The 1,598-nt window shown below is 30.3% G+C and carries 1 protein-coding gene; it reads right to left on the bottom strand.

Annotation, left to right across the window (positions count from 1 at the left end):
- Positions 1–132: 132 nt before the first annotated feature.
- Complete coding sequence (locus WKS98_RS09885; RefSeq protein ID WP_498918935.1) at positions 133–1,356, bottom strand: IS110 family RNA-guided transposase; 1,224 nt, start codon at positions 1,354–1,356, stop codon at positions 133–135.
- Positions 1,357–1,598: the final 242 nt, after the last annotated feature.

Below are 1,598 nucleotides of genomic sequence, written 5' to 3'. Positions count from 1 at the left end.
AAAACCTGCTAACAAAAGTCAAGGAGAAAAGCTAATTAATTTTACTTTTCTCCTTGATATTTAGAGTTTAAATTTAAGCATAGCAAACAAGCCGGCTATTGTCGGCCTGTTTTAATTATTGTATTATTAATTCTAGGCTGCTTTTAATATCTTTTTTTCTTGTTTTAATTCCATAACTTTTGAATAGTATATTCTTAAGAATTTATTTAACCCTGCAAATTTGCATACTTTTTTGGCTTTCCCCTCTTTCTCTTTTTTTACCATATACATATATATTTCATTTTCAGTATCTTTAGCACTCATCATGCATTTCATAGCTTGATAACCTACTTTTCTTAGTATTGCATTGCCTCTTTTTGTTATTTTTCTCTGATCTGCTTTAAAATTCCCTGACTCATATGGCGGTGAATCTATGCCTACAAAGGATATTAAACTTTTTTTGTTTTTAAATTTTGATAAGTCTCCAAATTCTGCTGTGATTTGCACTGCTAATTTATCTGATATTCCTGAGAATTTCTTTGCTTCTTGATATTCTTCTAAGGACTCGGCAATTTCTTTCATTTGTGATAAAATAGTATTTAGAATTTGATTTATATTTTTTATCAGTTCTATTCCTTCTTGTATGCTTGTCTTTATGTATGAGCTATTAGAAGGTTGAGTTGAGATACTCTCCTCTGCAAGCTTGTATATGGATTTAGCTTTTTCAGCATTAGGATGGTATCTCTTTTCTTTTGCCCAGTTTTTAAAATCTTCTATGAAGTTTTCTTCTGGTTTTTCTAATACTAGGTTTTTATGCCACCATTTTTCTAAGAAATCTAATAGTTTGTCTTTTGAAAAATCATTTGATCCATGTGGAATTAATTTCTTTATTCCTGGAAATGTTTGGTTTATTGTTTGATCTATGAAGTTCATTTGATTGATTCTTAAGTCCATGTAGTGCTGATAGGATCTGTTTAATTCTTTTAGGACTCTGAAGTTTTCTGTATCTACTTTGTATTCTTGTAATTCTTTCCAGTACATCAACCCATATTCTGCTATTTGTATGGCATCTATATTGTCATTTTTTGCTTTTCTAAAGTTGAGTACTCGACAAAACTGTTTCATTTTTAAAGGATTTACTACAGTTACAAAGTATCCTTTATCTTTTAATTCATAGAGGATTGGCAAATGGTATTTACCTGTTGCTTCCATGACTATTTTGACTTCTCCATTTAACGAATCTAGTTTATTTAAAAATTCTTCTACTTTTGTTTTCTTTAGATGAACATCAAAAGGCTTCCAAATGATTTTGCTACCCTGTTCTAATGCGCAGGTTGTAAACTTTTCTTTTGCTATGTCTATTCCGATAGATATCATGTTATTACCTTCTTTCTTTTAATTTGTAGTTTCTACCTGCACCATTACACTCATTTTAGCTAGTGACACGGACGTTTTGCCCAACCTGCTTAACCGAATATGAATAATGAAGAGGTAGTTGACAGTTTTTTATTACGGATATTTTAACCCTAAAAGCGCCTCGTCATACTACTTCTTCATTATACAAAAATAGTGCAAGATAGAAATTACTTTCTTTCTTACACTATTTATGGTACTAAAAA

Source organism: Lagierella sp. ICN-221743, assembly GCF_037890055.1.
Classification (GTDB): domain Bacteria; phylum Bacillota; class Clostridia; order Tissierellales; family Peptoniphilaceae; genus Mediannikoviicoccus.
The sequence above is the reverse complement of the archived record's forward strand: the minus strand, read 5'-3'. Positions and strand labels throughout refer to the sequence as shown.